This is a genomic window from Streptomyces sp. BBFR25 (assembly GCF_044590125.1).
GTDB lineage: Bacteria > Actinomycetota > Actinomycetes > Streptomycetales > Streptomycetaceae > Streptomyces > Streptomyces canus_D.
This window is the reverse complement of record NZ_CP172447.1, coordinates 8,109,372-8,130,908: the sequence shown is the minus strand read 5'-3', so window position 1 is coordinate 8,130,908 and position 21,537 is coordinate 8,109,372. Positions and strand designations below refer to the sequence as shown.

Below are 21,537 nucleotides of genomic sequence, written 5' to 3'. Positions count from 1 at the left end.
CAACGCCCCTTCCAAGGAATGAAGGCAGGCTAACCTAACTTAGGCATGCCTAACACCCCGCCTAACTTCCCTCTCGCCAGGCCCGCCACAGCCGTGCGTAGCGGCCGCCCAGAGCCACCAACTCCGCGTGGGTGCCCTCCTCGACGACCCGTCCGGCGTCCAGGACGGCGATCCGGTCCGCCGCCATCGCCTGGGTCAGGCGGTGCGCCACGAACAGCGTGGTCCGGCCCGCGCACGCGGCCAGCACCGCCCGTTCCAGCTCGGCGGCACCCTCGCTGCCCGCCTCCGCGGTGGACTCGTCGAGGACCACCACCGGCGCCCGCGCGAGCACCAGCCGGGCCAGCGCGATCTGGGCGACCTTGGTCACGTCCAGCCGCTCTCCGCCCTCGCCCACGAGCGTGTGCAGCCCGTCGGGCAGCGCCTCGACCCACTGTCCGGCGCCCACGGTGCGCAGGGCGTCCAGGAGTTCGGCGTCGGTCGCCCGCGGCGCGGCCAGCCGCAGGTCGTCGGCGAGCGGCCCGGAGAACACGTGGGTCTCCTGGGTCAGGATGCTCACCAGGGCCCGCGCCCCGGCCTCGTCGAGTCCCGCCAGGTCGGTCTGCCCGACGCGCACCGACCCCGCCTGCGGGGTCCCGATCCCCGCGACCAGCGCGGCCAGGGTCGTCTTGCCCGCGCCCGTCGCCCCCACGAGGGCGAGCGAGCCACCCGCCGGGATGGTCAGGTCGACGTCCCTGAGCACCGGCTCCTCGGCACCCGGGTAGGTGAACGTCAGTCCGCGCACCGTGACCGGGTACGGTCCGGCCGCGGCGCCGACGGACTCGTCGCCCACCAGCCGGTCCGCGGCGTCCTCCCCCAGCACGCCGACCAGGCGGGTCAGGCTCGCGCCCGACTTCTGCGCCTCGTCGAAGGTGAACATGATGGCGCCCAGCGGCGTGAACAGCCGGTGGAAGAGCAGCGGGGCCGCCGAGACCTGGCCCAGCGTGGCCGCGTCCGCCTCCAGCAGCGCGTAGCCCACCACGATGATGAGGGTCAGCCCGATGAACTCGGCGCGGTTCTCCCGGCCGACGAACCGGCCGAAGAACCGGAACACCTCGATGCCGAGGTCGCGCACCCGCCACGACTCGTGGGTGACCCGCTCCCGGAAGGCGTCCTCGAGCCGGTACGCCCGGACGGTGTCGATGCCGTTCAGGCCGCTGATCAGGGCCTGCGCCCGGTCGGCCTGGGCCACCCGCTGCCTGCGGTACAGCGGGGCGGACCTCGGCAGGTACCAGCGCAGGGCCAGCGCGTAGGCGGGCAGCGCGCCCGCGCCCGCCAGACCGAGCCGCCAGTCGAGGCCGAACATGCCGGCCGTGGCGATGGCGACGAGGACGCCCGCGGAGAACACCGTGGGGACGGCGGTGCGGATGCCCTTGGAGATGACGGCGACGTCGTCGCCGACCCGGGACAGCACGTCGCCGCGGCCCACCTGTTCGACGCGGGCGCTGGGCATGGCCAGCACCGCGCGGACGGCGCCCTCACGGAGCCGGGCGAGCAGGTCGGCGCCCAACCGCCCGATCAGATAGGTCGACACCGCGGTCGCCGCCGCGCCGAGCAGCGCCGCGGCGACCATCAGGGCGCCGATCGTGACCAGGACGGACTGCGAGTCGCCCCCGGCCACCGCGTCGACCACGCGGCCCAGCAGCAGCACCGGGAGCACCTGGAGCGCCGCCCCGGCCACCGTGGTGAGCACCGTGGCCGCCGTCAGCCACGGCACCTCGCGACAGTGGGCCGTGACCCATCGGGCCGCCTCGCGTCCGGTCGCCGTACGCAGGACGGCCGAGGCGGGACGGGTGTCGGTGACGCTCACCCCTACCCGGCCGCCTTGACCAGCTCGTCGACGGCGTACGGCATGGACAGCAGGGTGCCCTGGGAGATGGCCGCGCCGACCGCCGGGCCCTCGCTGTCCAGCAGGTACGACACCTTGCCGTTCTTGACGGCGTCCAGGTTGCCGAACAGCTCGAACTTCTTCAACGCGTCCTGGTCCGCCTTGTCGTTGATGACGAAGACGCGGTCCACGTCGACCAGGTCGACGCGCTCGGGCGAGAGCGTGGTGTAGAAGTCGCCGTCGGCGATCTTGTCGATCTCGGTCTGGTACTTGAAGCCGATGCCGGTCACCAGCCGTCCACGCACGTCGGTGGAGGTGAACGGGGCCACCGAGTCCTTGTACCAGGAGAGCACCACGGCGGTCTGGTCCGCGAACTGGGGGTGGTCCCGCTTGGCCGCGTCCAGCTTGCCCTGGATGTCCGCGACCATCTTCTCGCCCTCCTCGGCCTTGCCGAGCGCCTTGGCGATGTGCAGCGCGTTGTCCTGCCAGGGAGCGCTGAAGGGCTCCTTCTCGCCCTTGGTGCGGCCCACCGTGGGCGCGATCCTGGAGAGCTTGTCGTAGGCGGCCTGGTCGATCTCGGAGTAGACCGCGACGATCAGGTCGGGGCGCAGGGCGGCGATCTTCTCGTAGTTGGGGCCCGTGTCACCGTTCTTCATGATGACCTCGGGCACGGCGCCGCCCCACTTGTCCTTCACCCAGGGCCACTGGGTGTTGATGTCGGGGCTCTGCCCGGCCGGGTTCGGGTACTGGTCGACCATGCCGACGGGCTTGATGCCGAAGGCCAGGACGGTCTGGTCGTCGGTGTAGCCGACGGAGACGACCCGCTCGGGGGCCTTCTCGACCTTCGTCGTCCCGAACGCGTGCTCCACGGTGACCGGGAAGGCACCGGCGGCGGCCGGGGTGTCGCCGCCGGCCCGGTCCGCCGGGTCGTCCGAGTCGGAACCGCATCCCGCGAGGAGTCCGACGCCGAGCGCAGCGGCGGACAGGGCCGCCGCGAGTCGTCGCCAGGGCTTCATACGCGTCGTTCTGAGGAGCATCCGGAGATCCCTTTGCTGTCGCGCCGTCCACTGCGCCCCCTCTGAGGGCAGCAAACCTTATCGCGCCTGAGTGAGGTTAGCCTACCCTCACCGCGACAACTCCGAGGGTGACGGGCCGAGTTCGACGTGGGTGCGTCCGATCGGCACGACGAGGGGGCGGTCCCCGACCGGGTCGTCGATCACCTTGGCGCGCAGTCCGAACGCCTCGTGCAGCAGGTCGGCGGTGACCACGTCGCGCGGATGCCCCTGCGCCAGGATCGCGCCCTCCCGCATGACGACGAGGTTGTCGCTGTAGCGCGTGGCCAGATTGAGGTCGTGCAGCACCATGACGACGGTGCGCCCGGACTCGTGCAGGTCGTCGACCAGGTCGAGCACGTCGACCGCGTGCGCGAGGTCCAGATAGGTGGTGGGCTCGTCCAGCAGCAGCAGGTCGGTGCCCTGGGCCAGGGTCATCGAGATCCACACGCGCTGGCGCTGTCCGCCGGAGAGCGAGTCGACGGGACGGTCCGCGAGGTCGGACACGCCGGTCATGGCTAGCGCCCGCCGTACGACGTCGGCGTCGTCCGAGGACCACTGCCGCAGCCAGCTCTGGTGCGGGTGACGGCCCCGGGCCACCAGGTCGGACACCGTCAGCCCCTCCGGGGCCACCGGCGCCTGGGGCAGCAGGCCGAGCTTCTTCGCCACGTCGCGGGTCCTCAGCGAGGCGATGTCCTCGCCGTCCAGCACGACCGTTCCGCCCGTCGGCCTCAGCAGCCGGGACAGGGTGCGCAGCAGGGTCGACTTGCCGCAGCCGTTGGGTCCGATGATGGTGGTGATCACCCCGGGCGGGATCGCCACGTCGAGACCGTCGATGACCGACCGGGAACCGTACCCGACGGTGACGCCCCGGGCCGCCAGCCGTGAGGCGCCGTCAACTACCGTCTCGGTCCCGGTGATGGACTGAACGACCACAAGGCCCCCTCGATTAGGCTCACCTTACTTTGTACCAGCTATCTGCGGTTGGCCCGCACCAGCAGATAGACGAGGAAGGGCCCGCCGATGGCGGCGGTGACCACACCGACCGGCAGCGAGACGGGCAGCGCGGTGCGCGCGACCAGGTCCGAACCGGTCAGCAGCAGCGCCCCCACCAGGCCGGAGGCCACGAGTGGCGGGGTCGGGCACCTGGCCAGCCGCAGCGCCACCTGCGGCGCCACCAGCGCGACGAACGGCACCGGTCCCGCCGCGCTCACCGCCACGCCGGCCAGCAGCACCGCGCACAGCAGCAGGACCGCGCGCACCGCGCCGTACCGGACGCCGAGCCCGGCGGCGACCTCGTCGCCGAAGTGCAGCGGCTTGAACTGGAAGGCGACACAGGCCACGACGACCAGCAGGGCGAGCGTGCACCACAGCGCGAGGTGGACCTCGTCCCACGACCGGTTGTCCAGCGAGCCCACCAGCCAGGCCTGGGCCCGGGCCACGTCCCTGATGTCGGCGCCGACCAGCAGCCACGTCGTGATCGCCTGCATCACGGCGTTCACCGAGATGCCGATGAGGATGAGCCGGAAGCCGTCGATCCCGCGGCGCCACGCCATGAAGTACACGAGCAGTCCGGTGCCCAGGCCGCCCGCGAGCGCCGCCGCCGACAGGCCCACCGAGTCGGCCACGGCCGTCGCGGCGCCGCCCGACACCGTCACCAGGAAGACCGCGACCGCGCCGGCGCCGCTGGTGATGCCGAGGACGTCCGGGCTGGCCAGCGGATTGCGGGCGATCGACTGGGTGAGGGCGCCGGAGACCCCGAGCGCGACGCCCACGACGAGCCCGGCGAGGGCCCGGGGCATCCGCAGATCCATGATCACGAACTCGTCGACCTGCTCGCCCCGGCCGAAGATCGTCGCGAGGACCCTGGGCAGGGCGATGGGAAAGTCCCCGACCCCGATGGACAGGCAGAACACCAGGAAGGCCGCCACCGCCAGGAGCAGGGTGACACCCGCGATCCAGGGCCGCCACACGAACGACACGCCGCCGAACCGCACGCCGGGCGCCACCGACGCCCGCGCGTCCGTCTTCGCGTCCACTGCCGCATCCACCGCCGTATCCGCCCCGTTCGCCTTCACGTCCGCCCCGTTCACGCGTTCTTGAACTTGCCGCGCCACACCAGGACGGCGAAGAACGGTGCGCCGAGGAGCGAGACGACGACCCCGGCGTCCAGCTCCCCCGGCCGTACGACCAGGCGCCCCACGATGTCGCAGACCAGCAGCACCACCGCCCCGAGCAGACCGGCGTACGGCACCAGCCAGCGGTAGTCGGGGCCGGTCAGGTACCGGGCCACGTGCGCCACCATCAGCCCGAGGAACGCGATGGGACCGCAGGCCGCCGTCGCCGCCCCGGCCAGCAGGGTGATGGCGACGATACCGATGGTGCGGGTCAGCGCGATGTTCACGCCGAGCCCCCGTGCCACGTCGTCCCCCAGGTTGAGCAGGTTGACGGAGGGCAGCGTGGTCAGCGCCAGCAGCAGCCCCGCGGCGATGAAGGCGGACACCGGCCAGATGACGTCGAAGCCGACCCCGGTCAGCGAGCCCGCGTTCCAGAACCGCAGGGCGTTCAGCGAGGCCTTGTCCGTCAGCGCGACCGCCGTGGTCATCGCCGCGAGGAACACCGTGACCCCCTGCCCGGCCAGCGCGAGCGTCAGGGGGTTGCCCGCCCCCCGGCCGATGCTCGACAGCCCGAACACGACGACACCGGCGACCGCCGCACCCAGGAAGCCGAACCAGACGTACTGGAACGGGCTGGTGAACCCGAAGGCGGCGATCCCCGACACCACGGCGAACGAGGCGCCGGAGTTGACCCCCAGCAGCCCCGTGTCGGCGATGGGGTTGCGCGTGTACCCCTGGATCAGTGCCCCGCCGACGCCCAGCGCGATGCCGGCCACGACGGCGAGCACCGTGCGCGGCAGCCGTACGGTGTGCACGATGAGTCTGATCTCGGTGAGCCGCTGGTCGGCCTCGGGGGCCGCGAACAGCCCGTGCCAGACCTCGGCGGGGCTGAGCGCGCGCGCACCCACGGCGAGCGAGGCCGCCGCCGCGACCACGAGGAGGGCCGCCAGCACACCCAGGCCGGCAAGACGGCGCCGCCGGGCCTGAGTCGGGCCCCCGGGCGCGGACGCGGGCCGCTGGGCCGCGGGCGTGGTCGTGGTCATGGCGACGTAGACTAACGCGCGCCGGTGCCGGTTCCGTCGGCGACCGTACGGGCCTCGTCGGAAGCGGACTTGAGCCCCCGGTCGAGGAGCGACTCCAGGATCTCGCCGACCCGGACGGCGGTGTTGGACAGCAGCGACGACGTGATGCCGTGCGTGTGCTCCGTGCCGCCCTGCAGATAGATGCCGCAGCGCAGGGCGGGGTCGGTGGCGACGCGGTAGTCGCGCTCGACGCGCACCCGGCCCTCGTCGTCGCGCAGGCAGCGGTCCGCGACCTCGCCGAGCAGGCCCAGCGGGTCGGCCGGGCCGTAGCCGGTGGCGAAGACCACGACGTCGGCGTCCAGGAGGCTCTCCTCGCCGGTGACCAGGGAGGTCACGGTGGCGCGTACCCGGTCGGGGGTCTCCTTGACGTCGGAGAGCCGGGACACGTTGAGGAAGCGCAGCCGCTCGGTGCCGAGGACCTTCTCCCGGTACATCTGCCGGTACAGGTCGTCGATCAGGTCGATGTCCACCACGGAGTAGTTGGTGTTGCCGTGGTAGTCCATCAGCCGCTGTTTGACGCCGTCGGGCGCGGTGAAGTAGTCGTCGACCGCCGCCGGGTCGAAGATCCGGTTGGCGAACGCGCTGTCGTCGGCCGGGCTGTAGCCGTAGCGGGCGAAGACCGCGCAGACCTCGGCCGCGGGGAAGCGGCGGTGCAGGTAGGCGACGTTCTCGGCGGCGCTCTGCCCGGCGCCGACGACGATGAACCGGGAGGGCGAGGTGCCCTCCAACGCGTCGACCCTGGCCAGCAGTTCGGAGTTGTGCCAGACGCGGTCGCCGCGCTCCACGCCCTCCGGTACGAGGGGGCGCAGCCCGGTGCCGACGACGAGGTTGCGGGCCCGGTGGATCTCGAGGCCCTCCCCCGAACGGACCGTCACCTCCAGGTGGTCCACGACTCCGTCCCGCACGACGGGTGCGACGCCGACGACCTCGTGGCCGTAGGAGACCATGTCGTCGACCTTGCCCGCGGCCCACTCGAAGTAGTCGTGGAACTCGACCCGCAGCGGGAAGAGGTTCTTGTGGTTGATGAAGTCGATCAGCCGCCCCTTGCTCTGCAGGTAGCACAGGAAGCTGTACTCGCTGGCCGGATTCCGCAGGGTCACCAGGTCCTTGAGGAAGGACACCTGCATGGTCGCGTCGTCGATCAGCATGCCGCGGTGCCAGCCGAAGCTTGGTTGCTGCTCGAAGAAGCGGGCGTCGAGCGCCCCCTGCCCGCCGGCCCGTGCGTTGTGTTCGCGGATCGCGATCGCCATGGCGACATTGGACGGTCCGAAGCCGATACCAATGAGGTCGTGGACCAGCGTTGAGTCAGCAGGAAGAACCTGTGACATGTCACTCCCATCGTGCGCCGGAAACTTAGGTGAGCCTAAGCTAATGAGATACCGCTGTCGATAGGGCGTGCCGGGGACCGATTCAGGCCAACTGACGGATCTTGCGGCGGTGTTGCGCACTAAGGTAAGGCTTGCTTAACTGCCCCGGTCAGCCCCTGCCTCGAGGAGGAACGCCCATGCGGGTCGTCATGTTCGGTTACCAGACCTGGGGGCACCGCACCCTTCGAGCCCTGCTGGACTCCGAACACGACGTGGTCCTGGTGGTGACCCATCCCAAGAGCGAGCACGCGTACGAGAAGATCTGGAGCGACTCCGTCGCCGACCTCGCCGAGGAGCACGGCGTCCCGGTGCTGATCCGCAACCGCCCGGACGACGACGAGCTGTTCGAGCGCCTCGAGGACGCCGATCCGGACATCATCGTCGCCAACAACTGGCGGACCTGGATCCCCCCGCGCATCTTCGGCCTGCCGCGCCACGGCACGCTCAACGTGCACGACTCACTGCTGCCGAAGTACGCCGGGTTCTCCCCGCTGATCTGGGCGCTGATCAACGGCGAGACCGAGGTGGGCGTCACCGCGCACGTGATGAACGACGAGCTGGACGCCGGTGACATCGTCCGGCAGGAGGCCGTGCCGGTCGGTCCGACGGACACCGCCACCGATCTGTTCCACAAGACCGTCGACCTCATCGCCCCGGTCACCATCGGCGCCCTCGGGCTCATCGCGGCCGGACAGACGGAGTTCACCCGGCAGGACCGGTCGCAGGCGAGCTTCTTCCACAAGCGGTCCGCCGAGGACATCCGCATCGACTGGAGCTGGCCGGCCGAGGACCTGGAGCGTCTGGTCCGGGCCCAGTCCGAGCCGTACCCCAGCGCCTTCACCTTCCACCGGGGCAGGCGGCTGGAGATCCTCGCCGCGGTGGTCTCCGAGGGCCGCTACGGCGGCACGCCCGGCCGGATCTTCTACCGCGAGGGCGAGGGCGTGGTGATCGTCGCCGGGGCGGACGCGCGCCGGGGCCGCAACCACGGCCTAGCCGTCACACGCGTACGCACCGAGGACGGGCGGGAGTTGGCCGCGACGGAGTACTTCACCTCCATGGGCGGCTATCTGACCTCCCGTCCCTGATCCCCCCGTCCGGCCGTCCACGACGGGCAGGGCCCGACCGTGCTGCCACGGTCGGGCCCTGCGCGGGACGGTCGTGCGCGGCCTCAGCCGCTCTTGCGCCGGAAGGAACGCTGACTGGCGGCAGGGCCGTGGGTGCCCCGGATCTTCGCCACGTCGGCGCCCGCGGCGAGGGCCGCGGCCTCCGCCTGTTTGCCGCGCTTGCGCTCCAGCGCCTGGCGGAACTTGTCCTTCAGGTCGTACCGACCGTCGGCGTCGGGTGTCAGGGCGGTGCGCTCGTCCTCCGCCGGTTCCGAACCTGCTTGCGATGAAGACTCTTCAGTCATGGCGACCTCCTGGGCTCGGACAACAGGAGCACAGCTTGTCACGACCGGCCGCCCGGAACCACCGAGAATGTGCCCGGCCCCGCCGGCAGGCTCACCGTGTACTGGCGCAGGTACGTGTCCAGGTACGGTGACCGGTCGCCCGCGGTGGCGATGTCGTCGGCCGGGTCGTCCAGGGCCAGGCCGAGCCCGGCACCCCTGACCTCGATGGTCTCGCCGGAGGGCGTGTCGCGCCAGGAGCCGGTCTGGATGGAGCCGATCTCCACGGCCAGGACGTGCCCGGCGGCCAGGGTCCAGTCGGTCGCCTTCAGGTCGACGCTCATGCGGCCCGGCTTCACCAGGGAGACCTGCTCGTCGAACATGACCGCGGTGCCGTCCGGGGCGACGTCGTACAGCTTGAACATCACGTTGCCCTCGCCGCGGGCCGTCAGGGACACCTGCGGGGTGCCGGTGACGCGGGTGGCCTTCCGCAGCGGTTTCGACCACACGAAGAAGCTGGAGGCGACCTCACCGGCGCGCTGACGCTCCACCAGTTCCGCGGCCAGCCCGGCCGGGGCGGGCCGCTCGGTCGCGGGCGCGTTCTCCATGTCCCACTCGCCGGTGGGCTGCGGCGGGGCCTTCGGCGCCGGGGCTCCGGACGCGGTCAGGGCCGCGCGGGCGGACGCGCCGCCGTCGTCCACGTAGGAGCCGCCGCCCAGCGGCAGGGTCACCGACGACTCGGTGACGGGCCAGGTGCGCTGGGCCCGCCAGGCGCCGGTGTTGTCCTCGACGGAGTAGGCCGGATACCGCACCGTCGGCCTGGTGCCCTTCAGGTACTGGTCGTAGAAGGCGAGGGTCTCGTCGTACCAGCCCTCGCGGCCCATGGCCAGGCGTCCGTCCTCGACGCGGTCGCCGCCGCGCACGTGGTCCCACTGGCCGAGCCAGCCGCGCTCGGGGCCGCGGTGGTTGTCGAGGTACTCCTCCATCTCCTCGGGCTTGGTGTTGTTCTCGATGAAGCCCTGCGTGACGAACAGCGGGGTGTCGCTGCCCCGGGCCATCCTCGCCAGGTCGCGGGAGGTCCAGTGCCGGTCCCGCTGGTCGGATATGCGGTAGCCGGCCGAGTTCTCCGTCAGGCACTCCGGGTGGCTCTCCTCGTAGCGGGCGGCGGCCTGGTAGCGGGGGTCGTCGTCCGCCATCGGGGGCATCGAGGCGATGGAGTTGTAGGCGCCGGCGGTGCCCGTCACGTTCGGGCGCGGCACGCCGTTGGAGTAGATGTACTGGTACATGTCCCACACGGGTTCCTGGGCGACCACGGCCTTGAGCGCGCGCTGGTCCAGGTTGTTGCCGATGAGGCCCGTGACGGCGTCGTAGGACTTGCCGTACATGCCGACCGCGCCGGTGGACCACGGCTGCTTCGCGGCCCAGTCGACCGCGGCCTTCACGTCGGCCTGTTCGCCGGGTCCGCCCCAGTCCAGGCATCCGGTGGAGCCGCCGAAGCCGCGCAGGTCCACCATGACGAAGGCGTATCCCTGGTCGAACAGGTCGGTGCCCTCGATGAAGTCCTGGAAGCGGGCGGAGGGGCCGGTGTGGGACCAGCCCTCGGGGCCGGTCTGGCCCGCGTGGGCGAAGTACGGGCCGATCGACAGGATGACCGGCACCTTCTCCTTCCGCTTCAGGCCCTCGGGCAGCAGGACGTCGGCGTGCAGCCGGGTGCCCGAGCGGTCGGCGGACGGGAAGTAGTGCTGGGTCCAGACCGAGCCCTCCGGGACCCGGTCGTTCTCCTCGTGCGTGACAGGGCCGGTCCCGGTGGCGGCCGAACCGGCCTCCGCCTCGTGCGCCGCGACGGCGGGGCCGCCCAGGCCGACGGTCAGGGCGAGGGCGGCGACGAGTGCCGATGCGGTCCGGACGACCGCGCGACGTGGTCTCACATGCTCCTCCTTGGAAGGCGGGTGCAGGTGGTACGGGTGGTGCAGGTCTAGCAGCGAAGTCCCCGCGCGTCGATGGGGCCGAATCGCAACTTCCCCTGCCACATCGGGTGTTGGCGGACGTGACCGGGCACCTGTCTCCGGCCGGGCCTGCCGGACGACGGCACCCGGGCCCTCACCGGCCGGGCCCACGGCTCCGCGCCCACCTACGCTCCGGAATCGCCCGCGCCCCGATCCCTGCCTAGGCTGGGGCACGCCGACGGAACCGAAGTCCTTGCCGACCGCAGGAGAGTGGGGCGCCATGGCGCGGGGTGTCGAATCGATCCGGCGCACCGCCCTGGGCGCCCTCGGCGCGGTCCTGCTGCTGCTCGGCGTCGCGCTGCTGGTGCTGCCCGGGCCTGGCCTGCTGCTCGTCTTCGCCGGGGTGGTGCTGCTGGCGCGGGCCGTTCCGGCGCTGGACCGGTTCGTCGCCCCGGTGCGCATCCGGGCGATGCGTGCCGCCGAGGAGAGCGTCTCCTCCGGATGGCGCATCGCCGGGTCCGTGCTTGTGGGGCTGTTCCTCCTCGCCGCCGGCGTGGCCTGGGGCCTCGTGTCCGAGCTGCCGTACTCCGGATGGGCCACCGGGGGGAGCCTGATCGTCTCCGGCTTCGTGCTGTTCGCCCTGCTCGGGTGGAGCCACCGCCGCGTCCGGGCGGCGCGTCGCGGCTCACCGCCGGCTCCGGAACGTGCGCGTTGACCAAACGGGACAGCGTTCCGTATATTTAACCGGGACAGCGTCCCGCTTTTGTCGCGCCGACGCGCCCCCTCCCGGACGGCCGCGCCAGTCCCCGCCGTCGATTCATCGAACGGACACACGCATCATGAGCGCACAGACTCACCCGACCGACTTCGTCTCCCCGCCCACTCCCGTCCTCTCCGTGGCCCCGGTGGTACTCCCGGCCCCGGGGCGGCCGGTGGACCTCCAGGTGCGGGTCTCCGCGCCGGTGACCGGGACCCGCCTGCCCGTCCTCCTGCTCTCGCACGGCCAGGGCTACTCGAACCACCTCTCCTCCCTGAACGGCTACGCCCCGCTCGCCCACTACTGGGCGGCGCACGGCTTCGTCGTGGTCCAGCCGACCCACCTCAGCTCGCGGACGCTGGCGCTAGACCCCGGGACCCCCGGGGCGCCCCTGTTCTGGCGGTCGCGCGCCGAGGACATGACACACGTCCTCGACGGGCTCGACGTCCTGGAGGAGGCCGTACCGCAGCTCGCCGGCCGACTGGACCGGAGCAGGGTCGCGGTCGCCGGGCACTCGATGGGCGGGCACACCGCGAGCCTGCTGCTCGGCGCCCGGCTCACCGATCCGGACGACGGCACGGAGGTGGACCTGACCGAGCCCCGCGTCAAGGCGGGTGTGCTGCTCGCCGCGCCCGGCCGGGGCGGCGACGCCCTCAGCGCGTCCGCCGCCGAGAACATGCCCTTCTTCCTGACCACGGACTTCTCCCGCATGACCACGCCCGCGCTCGTCGTCGCCGGCGACAAGGACGACTCCGCCCACCTGACGGTGTCCGGCGCCCAGTGGCACGCGGACCCGTACACCCTCTCCCCCGGCCCCAAGTCCCTGCTGACCCTGTTCGGCGCGGAGCACGGGCTCGGCGGGGTGGCCGGGTACGACGTCGCGGAGACCACCGACGAGGACCCCGCACGGGTGGCCGCCGTACAGCGGCTCACCTGGGCCTACCTGCGCTCCGAGCTGTATCCGGGGGACACCGCCTGGCAGCGGGCGCGGGACGGGCTGGCGGCCGGGCCTGACCCGCTCGGCCGGGTCGAGTCCAAGTAGGCCCGCACGGTCGGCCGCGGGGCGCGGGCGGGCCCGCTGGTAAAATGGCGGCACGCTTTGAGGCGCCCGGGTCCGTACCGAGGGGTACGGGCCCGGTCGCGTTCCGGGCGCCTGATCAGAAAGGTCCCCCATGAACGCGAAGCCGACCGCATCCTTCGACGGCCTCGGACTGCCGCCGGTGCTGGTGGAGACGATGACCGCCCTCGGGGTGACGCAGCCGTTCCCGATCCAGGCGGCGACCCTGCCCGACGCACTGGCCGGGCGGGACGTCCTCGGCCGGGCGCGGACCGGCTCCGGCAAGACACTGGCCTTCGGGCTGGCGCTGCTCGCCAGGACCGCGGGCCGGCGCGCGGAGTCGAAGCGGCCGCTGGCCCTCGTCCTGGTGTCGACCCGGGAGCTGGCCCAGCAGGTGAGCGACGCGCTGGCGCCGTACGCCCGGGCGCTGGACGTCCGCCTGACCACGGTCGTCGGCGGGCTGTCGATCAACCGGCAGACCCAGGCGCTGCGCGACGGCGCCGAAGTGGTCGTCGCCACTCCGGGCCGACTGGCCGACCTGGTCTCCCGCCGGGACTGCCACCTGAACCAGGTGCGGATCACGGTGCTGGACGAGGCGGACCAGATGTGCGACATGGGGTTCCTGCCGCAGGTCTCCGGCATCCTGGAGCAGGTGCCCTCCGACGGGCAGCGGCTGCTGTTCTCCGCCACCCTCGACGGCGACGTCGACCAGCTGGTGCGGGACCACCTCCACGACCCCGTTGCGGCGTCGGTCGACCCGGCGTCGGCCTCGGTGAGCACGATGGAGCACCACGTGCTGACGATCCACCCCGCCGACAAGTACGCGACCGCCACCGAGATCGCGGCGCGCGACGGGCGGGTGCTGATGTTCCTGGACACCAAGGCCGGGGTCGACCGGTTCACCCGGCACCTGCGGGCCGCCGGTGTGCCCGCCGCCGCCCTGCACAGCGGCAAGTCGCAGCCGCAGCGCACGCACACGCTCGCCCGGTTCATGGAGGGCGAGGTCACCGTGCTGGTGGCCACCAACGTCGCGGCGCGGGGCATCCACGTCGAGGCGCTCGATCTCGTCGTCAACGTCGATCCGCCGGCCGACGCCAAGGACTACCTGCACCGCGGCGGGCGCACGGCGCGGGCCGGACGGGCGGGGAGCGTGGTCACGCTCGTCACCCCGGACCAGCGGCGCGAGGTGAACCGGATGATGTCCGAGGCCGGGATCCGGCCGACGGTGACCCCGGTGCGCTCGGGCGAGCAGAAGCTGACGGCCCTCACCGGCGCGAAGCGCCCGCCGACCGGTCCGGCCCAGGAGGGCGGCAACGCCCCCTTCCGCGGGATGGGCACCCGCCCGGGCCGCGCAGCGAAGGGGTCCCGCAAGGCCGTCGAGGCGCGCAAGGCCGCCGAGGCGCGCGCGGCGGCCCGGGTGCGCAGGGGCCGCTGACCGCCGCCCCGCGGGCCGATCACGACCCCGGGGAACGGGACTTGACGCCAAGTCGACGCCGAGAACTTTGAACACACCGATGACAAAGTATGGACATGTCAAGCGGAAGTCTCCTACCTTGGCGGCGGAACGTCCGTCCTACCGCACAAGACCGGAGCGATATCCGGCACGGTCCGGTCCCCTTCTCCCGGAGGACCAATGCACCCACGGCTGTTCTCGCGTGCCCGAAGACACCTCATCCTCCTGCTGACGTCGGCCGTCGCGCTCGGCGGCGCCTGGGCCGCCCCGGCGTCCTCGGCGGCCCCCGCCGACATCCCGCCGCAGGAACCCGGCGTCACCCTGCGCGTGTTCGACGTCCAGACGCCACTCAATGAACTCTGCACCCTCAAGCCGGGGCAGACCCCCAACCACGACAAGCTGATGCCTGCGGTCGACTGGTCGAGCACCGCCGACTTCGGCGGCATCGCCGACAACTTCGTCTCCCAGGCGTCCGGTTACCTGATCGCCCCTCGTGACGGCACCTATGTGTTCCGCCTCGTCAGCGACGACGGCTCCCGGCTGACCCTCGACGACGCCACGGTGATCGACCACGACGGGCTGCACGGCGCGGAGCCCAAGGACGGCACGGTCGACCTCACCGCGGGAGCGCACCCGCTGCGCGTCGACCACTTCGACCGCGGTGGCGGCCAGCAGCTCCAGCTGTCCTGGATGCCGCCGGGCGAGAGCGAGTTCACCGTCGTGCCCACCGAGGCACTGAGCACCGACGCCGGGGTCGTCCGGGTGACGGCTCCGGGCCGCAAGGAGTGCGAGGCCGGGCGCGACACCCCCGGCGACGGCCTGCCGCTCACCTCCGTGCGCCCCGACCTCGACCTCACCGACCTGCGCCCCGACGGCTTCGAACCGCAGGTCACCGGCATGGACTGGCTGCCCGACGGACGCCTGGCGCTCAGCACCTGGGGCGGCACCGACAACGTTGCCGGAGAGGTGTACCTGCTGGACAACGTCACCGGCGAGACCAGTCGCGACAAGGTGAGCGTCGAGAAGGTGGCGAGCGGGCTGCGCGAGCCCATGGGCATCAAGTACGTGGACGGTTCGCTCTACGTCTCGCAGAAGCACGAGCTGACCCGGCTCGTCGACAGCGACGGCGACGACGTGACCGACGAGTACCGCACGGTCGCCACCTGGCCCTACGGCGGCAACTTCCACGAGTTCGCGTTCGGCCTGCTCTACCGCGACGGCTACTTCTACGTGAACCTCTCCGTCGCCATCGACCTCGGCGGCGCGACCACCACCCCTCAGCCCGCGCCCAACCGCGGGACGACCTACAAGATCAGCAAGAAGACCGGGAAGATCAGCCCGGTCGCGGGCGGGCTGCGCACGCCCAACGGCATCGGCTGGGGGCCGGGCGGCAGTCTGTTCGCCACCGACAACCAGGGCGGCTGGCTGCCCGCGTCGAAGCTCGTCCAGATCAAGCAGGACCGCTTCTTCAACCACTACACCGAGCCCGCGGGCCCCTTCGAGGACTCCCCCGTCACCGAGCCGGTGCTGTGGCTGCCGCAGAACGAGATCGGCAACTCGCCGTCCACCCCGCTGTACCTCACCAAGGGCAGGTTCGCGGGCCAGATGCTGATCGGCGACGTCACCTACGGCGGCCTCCAGCGCGCCTACCTGGAGAAGGTGAAGGGCCAGTACCAGGGCGCCGTCTTCCGCTACACGCAGGGCCTGGAGGCGGGTGTCAACCGGGTCTCCATGGGCCCCGACGGCGCCATCTACACCGGCGGGCTGGGTGCCGACGGCAACTGGGGACAGGAGGGCAAGCTGAAGTTCGGCCTGCAGAAGCTGACGCCCAACGGCGGCAACACCTTCGACGTCCAGAAGATGCGGGCCGTGCCGGGCGGCTTCGACCTCACGTACACCCAGCCGGTGTCGCAGGAGACGGCCGCGGAGCTGGCCTCCCGCTACGAGGCCGAGCAGTGGCGCTACACGCCGACCGGCGACTACGGCGGCCCGAAGATCGCCGAGGAGGAGCTGGCCGTGCGGTCCGCGACGCTCTCGGACGACGGCCGCACGGTGCGGCTGCGACTGGACGGCCTGAAGCCGGACCGCGTCGTGCACGTGCGCTCCCCGCGCCCGTTCACCTCCGCCTCCGGTGAGACGCTGTGGAGCACCGAGGCCTGGTACACGCTCAACGAGATGCCCGGCAGGCAGCCGCCGGCGGCCACCCTGTACGAGGCCGAGGAGGCGCGTCTGACGGGGAAGGCGGGGGTCAACACCGACCACGTCGGCTACTCCGGCAGCGGCTTCGTCGACCGCTACGCCACCGAGGGCAAGGCCACCACGACCTTCGACGTGACCGTCCCGAAGACGGGCACCTACGACGTGGGCCTGCGCTACTCCAACGGCCCGAACCCCTTCGAGGGCACCAAGTCGCTCTCCCTGTACGCGGGCGGGAAGAAGGTCCGCCAGACACAGCTTCCGTCCACCGGGGACTGGGACACCTGGTCCACCCGGACCGAGCCGGTGCGGCTGCGCGCCGGACACAACACGGTCTCCTACCGCTACGACCCCGGGGACACCGGCCACGTCAACCTCGACCTGATCACCGTGCGTCCGCACGGCGCCCGGGTCGCCCTGTTCGACGGCACCGCCGCCTCGCAGGAGCAGTGGCAGCACACGGACGGGAGGAAGGTGGCCTGGCCGCTGGCCGAGGAGCGGTCGATGGAGGTGTGCTGCGGCGACATCCGCACCAAGGACGCCTACCAGGACTTCAAGCTGCACGTGGAGTTCCGCGTCCCCCTGCTGCCGGACGACGTGACCGGCCAGGACCGCGGCAACAGCGGCATCTACCTCCAGGACCGCTACGAGCTGCAGATCCTCGACTCCTACGGCGACACCACCCTGGACACCAACGAGGCCGGGGCGTTCTATCTGAAGAAGGCGCCCGACACCAACGCGGCGACGGCACCGGAGACCTGGCAGACGTACGACATCGTCTTCCGGGCCGCCCGTTTCGACGAGAACGGTGCCAAGACCGCCGACGCGCGCGTGACGGTGGTGTGGAACGGCAAGACGGTCCACGACGACGTCGCGCTCGACGGACCCACCGCGGCGGGCCGGGCCGAGACTCCCGCCGCCGGGGCGATCCGGTTGCAGGACCACGGGAACAAGGTCCGGTTCCGCGACATCCGCATCGAACCGCTGGACTGAGCCGCGGCCGTGCGGGGCGGCCCTGACGGCCGCCCCGCACCTCCCGCTGCACCGGACGGCGGGTCCGAGTCCCCCGGGCGCCTGTGGGTAGGGTGAAACGAGAACTGCCCTGCCCGTCGAACAAGGAGCGGAATTGAGCGAGCCGGCGTCCATCGCCCTGCAGAAGGAGATCGCCCGGGAACTGGAGGTCGCGGAGACCTTCGACGCCGAACGGGAGATCGAGCGCCGGGTGGCCTTCCTCGCCGAGCGGCTGACCTCCACCGGTCTGCGCGCGCTCGTGCTCGGGATCAGCGGCGGGGTCGACTCGACCGCCGCGGGCAGGCTGTGCCAGCTCGCCGTGGAGCGGGCCCGCGCCGCGGGGCACGAGGCGCGTTTCTACGCGATGCGGCTGCCGCACGGGGTTCAGGCGGACGAGCACGACGCCCAGCTCGCCCTCTCCTTCATCCGGGCCGACCACGTCCTGACGGTGGACATCAAGCCCGCGAGCGACGCGGCGCTCGACGCCCTGCTCGCCGCCGACGTGGCCTTCCGCGACGCCGGGCACCAGGACTTCGTGCACGGCAACATCAAGGCACGGCAGCGCATGATCGCGCAGTACGCGGTGGCCGGGGCGCACGGCGGCCTGGTCGTCGGCACCGACCACGCGGCCGAGGCGGTCTCCGGCTTCTTCACCAAGTTCGGCGACGGTGCCGCCGACCTCGTACCGCTGACCGGCCTCACCAAGCGCCGGGTGCGTGCCGTCGCGGACGCGCTGGGCGCACCCGCCGAGCTGGTCCGGAAGGTTCCGACGGCCGATCTGGAGACCCTCGACCCGGGCAAGGCCGACGAGGACGCCCTCGGGGTCACCTACGAGGAGATCGACGACTTCCTGGAGGGCAGGCCGGTGCCGGAGCAGACCTTCGAGAAGATCCTCACCCGCTACCGGCAGACCGACCACAAGCGCCGGCTTCCGATCGCTCCCTGACCGCCGGTCCGGCCGACCGGGGATCAGAGCGGGAACCCCACCCCGGTCAGCCGCTGCGACAACTCCCACAGGCGGCGGCCGGTGGCGGCATCGGCCGCCGCCGGTGACAGCCGTACCCGCTTCGGTCCGCCCCGCAGCTCGCCGGGGCCGTCGGGGCCGATGAACTCGCCGCTTCGCACACCGGGGTCGGTCGCCGCGTACAACTGCGGCAGCGCACCCCGTTCGGCGGACTGGGCGAGCGGCCGCAGGACGCGGCCGAAGAGCAACCGCACCATGCCGACCGGTGCGCTCGTCTGCAGGCGGGTGGCGCTGTAGCCGGGGTGCGCGAGCACGCTGCGCACCGGACTCCCGGCCTCGGCGAGCCGTCGGTGGAGTTCCTGTCCGAAGACGGCGTTGGCGAACTTCGACTGGTTGTAGAACGCCATGGGTGAGTAGTGGCGCTCGCCGGCGAGGTCGTCGAGGAAGAGACGTCCCTGCCGGTGGTTGGTCGACGTCACCGTCACCACCCGGGGGTCCTTGCCCTCCGCCAGCAGGTCGAGCAGCAGGCCGGTGAGCGCGAAGTGGCCCAGGTGGTTGCAGGCGAACTGCGACTCGTGGCCCTGGGGGCTCAGCCGCCGGGGCGGCGCCATGATGCCGGCGTTGTTGACGAGCACGTCGAGCCGCGGATGCTCCGCACGCACCTCCCTGGCGAAGGCCCGCACCGAGTCGAGGTCGGCCAGGTCGAGCCGGCGCACGTCCAGGCGGGCGCCCGGCTGCCCGGCGGAGACCGCCTCGACCGCCCGTCGGCCCTTCTGCTCGTCGCGCACGGCCAGGATCACGTGTCCGCCCCGCCCGGCGAGCGCCCGGACGGTCGCCAGGCCCAGGCCGCTGCCGGCCCCGGTGACGACGAACACCCGCGTGCTCTGGTCCCCGATCCGCTCGGCGCTCCAACGTCGCTGCTGTGTCATGCGCCTCACCATGCCTTCGATGGCACCAAGTGTCAACAGAGATACTTTGTGCCATCCAGGGCATGGAGTTACGATGGAGGGGTGAGCACTCGCCCCGAAGTCAGCCTCGCCCAGCGCAAACGTCAGCTCGTCTCGGACGAACTCACCGAAGCGGCCTTGCAGTTGCTGGCCTCGAAGGGGTTCGACGCGGTCACCGTCGACGAGATCGTGTCGGCCGCCGGAGTGTCCAAGCGGACGTTCTTCCGGTACTTCGCGTCCAAGGAGGACGTGGTCGTCCAGTTCCTGACGGACATGGGCGCGGACGTCGCCCGGGAGCTGGCCGCCCGCCCCGCCGGGGAGCGACCGTCCGCGGCCCTGCGCAAGGCCCTCTCCGGCCCCCTCGCGGCCTGCGCCGATCACTCCGACAGAGCACTGCGGGTGGTCCAGCTGATCCTGCGCACCCCCGCCCTGCACGCGCGCTTCCTGGAGCGGCAGGGGCGGTGGCGCGAGGACCTCGCGGCGGAGCTGGCCCGCCGCCCCGATCCGGCCCCCGACCTCGACCTGTACCCCGAGATGGCCGCCGGGATGGCGCTGACCGCCTTCAACACGGTGCTGCACCGCTGGAGCGACAGCGACGGCACGGCGGACCCCTGGAAGCTGACCGAGCAGGCCTTCGCCGTGATCGCCCCGGCGCTCGACGGCGTCCCTCCGGAGACCTGAGACGCTTCTGCTCTGTTGGTGCGTCCGGCCGGAAGCCGCCTTAACCTGTCCGAAGGGGTGCTCGAACGGACGACGCCGGTCAGGCCGGCGGAAGGTGAGCTTCCATGGCGGACTTCATCGGCGCGGTGGACCAGGGAACCACGAGTACCCGGTTCATGATCTTCGATCACGGCGGCAACGAGGTCGCGAAGCACCAGTTGGAGCACGAGCAGATCCTGCCGCGCTCCGGGTGGGTGGAGCACGACCCGGTGGAGATCTGGGAGCGCACCAACTCGGTGATGCAGAACGCCCTGCGCAACGGCGGACTGTCGGGCACCGACCTGGCGGCCATCGGCATCACCAACCAGCGGGAGACCACGGTGGTGTGGGACCCGCGCACCGGCCGTCCCTACTACAACGCCATCGTGTGGCAGGACACCCGCACCGACGCCATCGCGGCCCGCCTGGAGCGCTCCGGCCGGGGCGACGTCATCCGCCGCAAGGCCGGGCTGCCGCCCGCGACGTACTTCTCCGGCGGGAAGATCCAGTGGATCCTGGAGAACGTCGACGGCGTCCGCGAGGCGGCGGAGCAGGGGAACGCGGTGTTCGGCAACACGGACTGCTGGGTCCTGTGGAACCTGACCGGCGGTCCCGACGGCGGCATCCATGCCACCGACGTGACCAACGCGAGCCGCACCATGCTGATGGACCTGGAGACGCTCGACTGGGACGACGAACTGCTGGGCTTCTTCGGCATCCCCCGCAGCATGCTGCCGACCATCAACCCGTCCTCGCACCCCGAGGCGTACGGCACGACCCGGACCTCCCGGCCCCTGCGCGCCGCCGTGCCCATCACGGGGGTGCTGGGCGACCAGCACGCGGCGACCGTCGGCCAGGTCTGCTTCTCGCCCGGCGAGGCCAAGAACACCTACGGCACCGGCAACTTCCTGGTCCTCAACACCGGCACCGAACTGGTCCGCTCCCAGCACGGCCTGCTGACCACCGTGGCCTACCAGTTCGGCGACAACCCGCCGGTCTACGCGCTGGAGGGCTCCATCGCGGTCACGGGGTCCGCCGTGCAGTGGCTGCGCGACCAGATGAAGATCATCAAGACGGCGGCCGAGAGCGAGGAACTCGCCCGCACCGTCGAGGACAACGGCGGCATGTACTTCGTCCCCGCGTTCTCCGGCCTGTTCGCCCCGTACTGGCGCTCCGACGCACGGGGCGCGATCGTCGGCCTCGCCAGGTACAACGACAACGCACACCTGGCGCGGGCGACGCTGGAGGCCATCTGCTACCAGAGCCGCGACGTCGTCGAGGCCATGGAACAGGACTCCTCGGTACACCTGGACGTGCTCCGGGTCGACGGCGGTGTGACCGCCAACGACCTGTGCATGCAGATCCAGGCGGACGTGCTCGGCGTTCCCGTCAGCCGCCCCGTGGTCGCGGAGACCACCGCCCTCGGCGCGGCCTACGCGGCGGGGCTGGCCACGGGCTTCTGGCGGGACACCGACGAACTGCGCACCCACTGGAGCGAGTCCAGGCGCTGGGAGCCCCAGTGGTCCGAGGAGAAGCGCGCGCAGGGGTACGCGGGGTGGAAGATGGCGGTGGAGCGCACGCTCGACTGGGTCAAGGTCCCCGAGAGCTGACCCCGGGTCGGGTCACCGGCCTGGAGCGACA

The 21,537-nt window shown here is 71.8% G+C and carries 17 protein-coding genes; 8 read left to right on the top strand and 9 right to left on the bottom strand.

What is annotated here, in order from left to right:
- Positions 1–61: 61 nt before the first annotated feature.
- From ACGH52_RS36480 to ACGH52_RS36455, 6 genes are all read right to left on the bottom strand, one after another.
- Positions 62–1,846, bottom strand: coding sequence for an ABC transporter ATP-binding protein (locus ACGH52_RS36480; protein WP_399945736.1), 1,785 nt, complete (start codon positions 1,844–1,846; stop codon positions 62–64).
- A 2-nt stretch (positions 1,847–1,848) separates the two neighbouring features.
- On the bottom strand, positions 1,849–2,901 hold the full coding sequence (locus tag ACGH52_RS36475; RefSeq protein ID WP_076972553.1) for an iron-siderophore ABC transporter substrate-binding protein: 1,053 nt from the start codon (positions 2,899–2,901) through the stop codon (positions 1,849–1,851).
- An 87-nt stretch (positions 2,902–2,988) separates the two neighbouring features.
- Positions 2,989–3,852 (bottom strand): ABC transporter ATP-binding protein, encoded by an 864-nt coding sequence (locus tag ACGH52_RS36470; protein WP_399945733.1) that lies wholly within the window; start codon positions 3,850–3,852, stop codon positions 2,989–2,991.
- Positions 3,853–3,890: 38 nt separating this feature from the next.
- On the bottom strand, positions 3,891–4,955 hold the full coding sequence (locus ACGH52_RS36465; RefSeq protein ID WP_259293947.1) for an iron ABC transporter permease: 1,065 nt from the start codon (positions 4,953–4,955) through the stop codon (positions 3,891–3,893).
- A 50-nt stretch (positions 4,956–5,005) separates the two neighbouring features.
- Complete coding sequence (locus tag ACGH52_RS36460; protein ID WP_076972556.1) at positions 5,006–6,076, bottom strand: iron ABC transporter permease; 1,071 nt, start codon at positions 6,074–6,076, stop codon at positions 5,006–5,008.
- 11 nt (positions 6,077–6,087) lie between these two features.
- Positions 6,088–7,443 (bottom strand): lysine N(6)-hydroxylase/L-ornithine N(5)-oxygenase family protein, encoded by a 1,356-nt coding sequence (locus ACGH52_RS36455; protein ID WP_076972557.1) that lies wholly within the window; start codon positions 7,441–7,443, stop codon positions 6,088–6,090.
- A gap of 176 nt (positions 7,444–7,619) precedes the next feature.
- Here ACGH52_RS36455 and ACGH52_RS36450 point away from each other — a divergent pair, with 176 nt between their 5' ends.
- Complete coding sequence (locus ACGH52_RS36450; protein WP_399945728.1) at positions 7,620–8,567, top strand: methionyl-tRNA formyltransferase; 948 nt, start codon at positions 7,620–7,622, stop codon at positions 8,565–8,567.
- A gap of 83 nt (positions 8,568–8,650) precedes the next feature.
- On the opposite strand, the gene ACGH52_RS36445 is transcribed toward ACGH52_RS36450, so the two are convergent.
- Complete coding sequence (locus ACGH52_RS36445) at positions 8,651–8,890, bottom strand: DUF5302 domain-containing protein (protein ID WP_399945725.1); 240 nt, start codon at positions 8,888–8,890, stop codon at positions 8,651–8,653.
- A gap of 38 nt (positions 8,891–8,928) precedes the next feature.
- Positions 8,929–10,794: a CocE/NonD family hydrolase gene (locus tag ACGH52_RS36440; protein WP_399945722.1), complete on the bottom strand. Its 1,866-nt coding sequence runs from the start codon at positions 10,792–10,794 to the stop codon at positions 8,929–8,931.
- A gap of 298 nt (positions 10,795–11,092) precedes the next feature.
- Between ACGH52_RS36440 and ACGH52_RS36435 the strand changes: the two genes are divergently transcribed.
- The 5 genes from ACGH52_RS36435 to nadE all read left to right on the top strand — a co-directional run bounded on the left by ACGH52_RS36435 (position 11,093) and on the right by nadE (position 18,232).
- The gene (locus tag ACGH52_RS36435) at positions 11,093–11,527 is read left to right on the top strand and encodes a PGPGW domain-containing protein (RefSeq protein WP_076972559.1); all 435 of its coding nucleotides are present in this window, start codon (positions 11,093–11,095) and stop codon (positions 11,525–11,527) included.
- A gap of 124 nt (positions 11,528–11,651) precedes the next feature.
- On the top strand, positions 11,652–12,611 hold the full coding sequence (locus tag ACGH52_RS36430; RefSeq protein WP_399945719.1) for an alpha/beta hydrolase family protein: 960 nt from the start codon (positions 11,652–11,654) through the stop codon (positions 12,609–12,611).
- Positions 12,612–12,741: 130 nt separating this feature from the next.
- Positions 12,742–14,061 carry a DEAD/DEAH box helicase gene (locus ACGH52_RS36425; RefSeq protein ID WP_121703972.1) on the top strand — a complete coding sequence of 440 codons (1,320 nt, stop codon included), beginning with the start codon at positions 12,742–12,744 and terminating at the stop codon, positions 14,059–14,061.
- 198 nt (positions 14,062–14,259) lie between these two features.
- Positions 14,260–17,268, top strand: a complete 3,009-nt coding sequence (locus ACGH52_RS36420) for a family 16 glycoside hydrolase (protein WP_399945716.1) — start codon at positions 14,260–14,262, stop codon at positions 17,266–17,268.
- Between the two features lie 133 nt (positions 17,269–17,401).
- Positions 17,402–18,232: an ammonia-dependent NAD(+) synthetase gene (gene nadE, locus ACGH52_RS36415; RefSeq protein ID WP_076972563.1), complete on the top strand. Its 831-nt coding sequence runs from the start codon at positions 17,402–17,404 to the stop codon at positions 18,230–18,232.
- Between the two features lie 23 nt (positions 18,233–18,255).
- On the opposite strand, the gene ACGH52_RS36410 is transcribed toward nadE, so the two are convergent.
- Entirely contained in the window at positions 18,256–19,179 is a 924-nt protein-coding gene (locus tag ACGH52_RS36410) for an oxidoreductase (protein ID WP_210975265.1), read from the bottom strand.
- A gap of 81 nt (positions 19,180–19,260) precedes the next feature.
- Here ACGH52_RS36410 and ACGH52_RS36405 point away from each other — a divergent pair, with 81 nt between their 5' ends.
- Together ACGH52_RS36405 and glpK are read left to right on the top strand one after the other, a co-directional pair.
- The gene (locus tag ACGH52_RS36405) at positions 19,261–19,878 is read left to right on the top strand and encodes a TetR family transcriptional regulator (protein WP_059296579.1); all 618 of its coding nucleotides are present in this window, start codon (positions 19,261–19,263) and stop codon (positions 19,876–19,878) included.
- Between the two features lie 104 nt (positions 19,879–19,982).
- Positions 19,983–21,506, top strand: coding sequence for a glycerol kinase GlpK (gene glpK / locus ACGH52_RS36400; protein ID WP_076972565.1), 1,524 nt, complete (start codon positions 19,983–19,985; stop codon positions 21,504–21,506).
- Positions 21,507–21,537 lie beyond the last annotated feature (31 nt).

Bases quoted from the DNA above. Each gene is read 5' to 3' on its own strand.
- ACGH52_RS36475 (WP_076972553.1), bottom strand. From the start codon at position 2,901: ATGCTCCTCAGAACGACGCGTATGAAGCCCTGGCGACGACTCGCGGCG.
- ACGH52_RS36460 (WP_076972556.1), bottom strand. From the start codon at position 6,076: ATGACCACGACCACGCCCGCGGCCCAGCGGCCCGCGTCCGCGCCCGGG.
- ACGH52_RS36455 (WP_076972557.1), bottom strand. From the start codon at position 7,443: ATGTCACAGGTTCTTCCTGCTGACTCAACGCTGGTCCACGACCTCATT.
- ACGH52_RS36450 (WP_399945728.1), top strand. From the start codon at position 7,620: ATGCGGGTCGTCATGTTCGGTTACCAGACCTGGGGGCACCGCACCCTT.
- ACGH52_RS36445 (WP_399945725.1), bottom strand. From the start codon at position 8,890: ATGACTGAAGAGTCTTCATCGCAAGCAGGTTCGGAACCGGCGGAGGAC.
- ACGH52_RS36435 (WP_076972559.1), top strand. From the start codon at position 11,093: ATGGCGCGGGGTGTCGAATCGATCCGGCGCACCGCCCTGGGCGCCCTC.
- ACGH52_RS36430 (WP_399945719.1), top strand. From the start codon at position 11,652: ATGAGCGCACAGACTCACCCGACCGACTTCGTCTCCCCGCCCACTCCC.
- ACGH52_RS36425 (WP_121703972.1), top strand. From the start codon at position 12,742: ATGAACGCGAAGCCGACCGCATCCTTCGACGGCCTCGGACTGCCGCCG.
- ACGH52_RS36420 (WP_399945716.1), top strand. From the start codon at position 14,260: ATGCACCCACGGCTGTTCTCGCGTGCCCGAAGACACCTCATCCTCCTG.
- ACGH52_RS36410 (WP_210975265.1), bottom strand. From the start codon at position 19,179: ATGACACAGCAGCGACGTTGGAGCGCCGAGCGGATCGGGGACCAGAGC.
- glpK (WP_076972565.1), top strand. From the start codon at position 19,983: ATGGCGGACTTCATCGGCGCGGTGGACCAGGGAACCACGAGTACCCGG.